Raw genomic sequence first — 5,186 nt, 5'->3', positions numbered from 1 at the left:
AATGCTACCGGTAATGTGACTGTTAAGGTTGGAGATAAAGAGTTTAATGCCACTGTGGTTAATGGTGCTGCTGTTGTTAATATTACTAATGTGACTCCGGGAGATCATGAGGTTGAGGTTATTTACTCTGGTGACGGTAATCATACTAATGCTACTGTAAAAGCTAATATTACTGCTCCTAAGTATGATACTCCAATTAATGTGACTGTTAGTGAGGCTAAGGAAGGCGAAGATATTGTAATCACTGTTGAAGTTCCTAAAGGTGCTACTGGCAATGTCACAGTCAGTGTTGGTGGTAAAGATTACACTGCTGAGATTGATGATGGAAAAGCTGTTGTAACTGCTAAGAATGTATCTGATGGTGACCATACTATTGCTGTTGAATATCTTGGAGATGGAAATTATTCTGCTGGTCATGCAGTTTCAAATATGACTGTGCAAAAGGCAAAAGCAGATACAGAACCTAGTGTAATTGACTATGGTAACGGTACTGTTGTTGTGGTTGTTGGTGATAATGCTACAGGTAATGTGACAATTAAGGTTGGCGATAAGGAGTTCAATGCTACTGTGGTTAACGGTACTGCTGTTGTAACTATTGACAATGTGACTCCTGGAACTCATGAGGTTGAGGTTATTTACTCCGGTGATGGTAATCATACTGGTTCAAATATTACTACTAATGTTACTGCTCCTAAGTATGACACAAATATGAGTATGGATATCACAGAACTTCCAAATGGTACTGTTGTCGTTACAGTCACTGTTCCGGATAATGCTGATGGTGATGTAACTGTCAATGTTGGTGGTAAGGAATATATAACTAGGATTGATGATAATGGTAATGCTGTTGTTTATGTTGATGATATAAGCAGTGGTGATCATACTATTGTTGTCGAATATTCCGGTGATGATAACTACACCGGCAATTACACAATTTCAAACTTCACTAAAAAAGAAGGTAAAGCGGCTGTCGATCCGGTCATTGTAGATTATGGCAACGGCACTATAGTTGTGGTTGTTGGCGATAACGCTACAGGTAATGTAACTGTCAAAGTTGGCGACAATATATATAATGCTACTGTGGTTAACGGTACTGCAATTATAACTTTAGACAATGAAACTCCTGGTGTTCATGATGTTGAAGTGATATACTCCGGTGATGGAAACCATACCAATGCAACAATTCATACTGAAATAACTGTTTCAGATGTTCCTACTCCAATCAAAATCAATGTGGATAACATTAATGTTGGAGATAAGTCAATAATAACAGTTGAAGTTCCAAAAGGAGCAACCGGCACTATTACTATTGAAATCGATGGAGTAAACCATACTTCTTTAATTAATGATGGTGTGGCAAGATTTGAAGTTGAAAACCTGACTGCTGGTGAAAAATCAGTCTTTGCAGTTTATGAAGGTGACGGCGCCTACGCCAGAAACTTCACATCAGCTCAATTCAACGTATCCAAAGTAAATTCAAACTTGATTGTTGAAATAAGTGATGTCAATGTCGGTGAAAACATTACAGTAACCGTAAAAGTCCCAACAGATGCAACTGGCCAAGTATTAATAGATATTGATGGTGTAGGATATTATATGAACATAACCGGTGGTATCGGAACCGTTGAGATTCCTCACCTTGGTGAAGGCAATTATAATGTTAATTTAACATACCTCGGTGATGATAAATATCTCTCCAGCTCAAACAAAACAACAGTTAAAGTATCCAAACTTCCTTCATTTGTAATTCCAACCGTTTCAAATATACATGTTGGTGAAAATGAAAACATTCAATTACTTGTTCCAACAGATGCTACAGGAAATGTAACCGTTATTATAAATTCTGATGAATTCACATTCAATTTAAATAATGGTGCATTAGGTGCAGTATATGTGGAAGGTAAGGAATACATTGTCGCTGTCAGTGGTGGAAATGGAGAACTTGTAATCAGTGGACTTCCTAAAGGCGAATACTCTGTAAGGGTAATATATAATGGTGATAATAAATACCTGCCTTCAGAAAACGCAACAATATTTGCAGTATCCAAACAGGACACTCAAATGGATGTGATTGATCAGGGCAACGGCACCATTAAGGTTATTTTGCCGGATGATGCAACAGGTAATGTGACTGTAAGTGACGGAAACAACACATATGTAGTTGAAGTCATTAACGGTACTGCAGTAATCAACCTTAACGATACAACTCCTGGAAAACACGACGTTACTGTTGAATATTCAGGTGATGGGGACTATTCATCAAATAAAACAACAATAAGCGTTGACATTCCGAAATATTCCACTCCAATTAGTGTAGATGTTCACAATATTAAGGTTGGAGAAACCGAAGTTGTTACTGTAACCTTGCCTAAAGGAGCAACAGGAACTGTAACAATTGAGATAAACGGTAAAGAATACCTAACTAATGTTAAAGATGGTATTGCCACTTTCAATGTTACTGGCCTTGCATTTGGAGATAAGACTGTAGCTGTCAAATACGCAGGTGATGATTATTACATGGATAATTATACAACCGGTCAGTTCACAGTTTCAAAAGTCCCTTCAACTGTCAAAGCTACTGGAAAAGACATCAATGTTGGAAAAGATGAAATAATAACTGCAACTGTGCCTAAGGATGCAACTGGTCGTGTACTTGTAGACATTGATGGTGTCGGTTATTATGGAACTGTTGAAAACGGTAAGGCTAAAATCATCATACCTGAACTTGCAAGCGGAAAATACACTGCAAAAATAACCTATGAGGGTGATGGCAAATACTTGCCTAGCACAACCACAGTTTCATTCAAGGTATCAAAAGTCAATGCACCTATATCTGCTGATGCTGATGATATCTACCAGGGTGAAGATGCAACTGTAGTTGTAAATGTCCCTGAAGATGCAACAGGTACTGTAACAATCACAGTCAACGGCAAAACATACACCCAGGAAGTTAAGAATGGTAAGGCAATATTTACTGTTCCAGGATTAACCAAAGGGGACTATGATATTATTGCATCCTATTCAGGTGATAGAAAATATGATGCCAATGATTCAATAACAGATATTGAAGTTCATTTCAATGAAACTCCTGATGAACCTGAACACTCTCACTACATTTACAATGCTGAGAAAAGGGGTCTTGAAAAATACCCAACAGGTAACCCAATATTGGCATTGATTCTAATGTTGTTGATTGCAGTTGGATCTGGTGGTATCAGAAAATTTAGAAAATAATTGTATATTGTATATTGTATATTGACTTGTTTGATGTCAATTACAATATTTTTTATCTTTTTTTAATTCTGTAAAATTCTGTAATTTAATTTAAATCTTTGTTGCATAATTTGTGGTCATATTTTTTTAGCATCGATTTTTTGAAATTTGTTGATAATTCTTGAAATTGGCCTTTCAAAATACATCTAAATCAATCATTACATATATATTAGTTAATCAATATATGCTATTTTTGTGATAAAAAATATGTGCCAAAATGATATTTCACAAACTTTTTTGAAGCTGATAATTTTTACTTTCTTTCGAAAAGATTGGGTTATGGGCTGAAAAATCAAGTTCAATCTTTGGCTGTTAATTGCGGTTGGATTTGGAATGTCAGAAATATATTGTAGATTGTATTGTATAATTTATCTTTTTTTGGAATCAGTAAAATTTTATAATTTGGGGTCATGTTTTTTGTATTGATTTTGAAATCTGTTGGATGATCTTGAATTTACCCTTTTCAAAATCTATCTAAATCATCTATTACATATAGGTTAGTTAATCAAAATAGGATATTTTTTTCAACCAAAAAATTGGAAAATCAAAACTTTTTGTATATTTTTATTGCAGTAAATTTTTTTTATAGTCCTGATTTTTAGGTCGATGTGCAAATCATATTTTGAAATTTCACCGGTTTTTTGCTATTTTTGGCTTTTGCTTAAAGTAAAAACTTTCATTAAGGTATATGGGAATTGATTTATAGGTCTTGTTTTTTCCATTTGTATATTAATTTTTGCTTAATTTTTCTATTTTTTGATGATATACTGTGATTCTGTATTATGCTGATTGTTATATTACTGTTTATTGTTTATTATTTTAATTTTTTAATTATGTAAGATTGATTTACTTTTGTTTAACTATACTGTAATTTATTACTTTTCATTATATCTTGTCGGGTTTTATTGTCTTTCGGTTGTTAAACGTCGATTTGGACAATTTTAACTGGTTATAAAAAATCCTTTTTTTAGTCAATTTGGATTGATTTTTCAGTGAAATTATGAACATTATTTATTATAACTTTATTTTATTATTATTATTTTCATTAATTATTTTTTATTACATTTAATATTTATTTTCATTCGTTATTATTGAAATGATTTTAATTTAGGCTTAACTAAATACTTTTTATTCATTATTATTTATTATTTTTATATTATATTATCATTTATAGTTTATATATTATAATTTTGTTTAGTATCTATTATAATTATATGATTATCTTCTTATTTTTCTATAAAAATCCATAAAAAGAAAGTATATATATTAGTTAATAACAAAAATAAATAGCACAATAGACTCTCCCTTGGTATGATAATATCATATCGTAATGAAAAGGATTTCATATTGAAAAAATGGGGAGGGGGTGTATTATGAACAAGAAAAAGATATTTGGAATATTATTATTAATATGTGTTGTTTTCTCACTTCAGGCAGTAGTTGCTGCTGATAGTGGATCAAATAGCACTGACAGTAACGTCTTGTCAGTTGATAATAATGTCTCTTCATATGCACTTCCTAGCGCTAATTCAAACAGTCTGGAAGCTGCGAGTGATAAGACATTTGACGACTTACAGACTGTAGTAAATAATGGTGGAACAGGCTTTGCCAATAATAATTATACTTGGAATAGTGGAAATAGTGAAGTAACTATTTTAAATGATATTACTTTAAATGGTGACGGCAAGGTCATAATCGACGCTAAAAAGCAATCTAGAATATTTAATATAGCTAGCGGAGCTACTGTAACCTTAAAAGGAATTACATTTATCAATGGTAATGCCAATGGTAATGGGGGGTCTATAGTTTCAGATGGTAAATTAACATTGGAAAACTGTAATTTCATCAACAACACTGCTAGTGGCCACGGTGGTGCTGTATACTTAGGATCTAGTGATGGAGACAAAATCACT

1 protein-coding gene and 1 pseudogene are annotated in these 5,186 nt (G+C 33.0%); both read left to right on the top strand.

What is annotated here, in order from left to right:
* Window positions 1-3,234: Ig-like domain-containing protein (locus tag QZ143_RS09205; protein ID WP_292883485.1), on the top strand; the 3,234-nt coding region annotated here is incomplete at its 5' end.
* Between the two features lie 1,412 nt (window positions 3,235-4,646).
* Window positions 4,647-5,186: pseudogene (locus QZ143_RS09200) on the top strand (hypothetical protein); the annotation flags it as partial.

Source organism: Methanobrevibacter sp. UBA188, from assembly GCF_905234905.1.
Taxonomy (GTDB): domain Archaea; phylum Methanobacteriota; class Methanobacteria; order Methanobacteriales; family Methanobacteriaceae; genus Methanocatella.
Note: the sequence above shows the minus strand (reverse complement) of the source record. Positions and strands in the feature narration are given on the sequence as shown.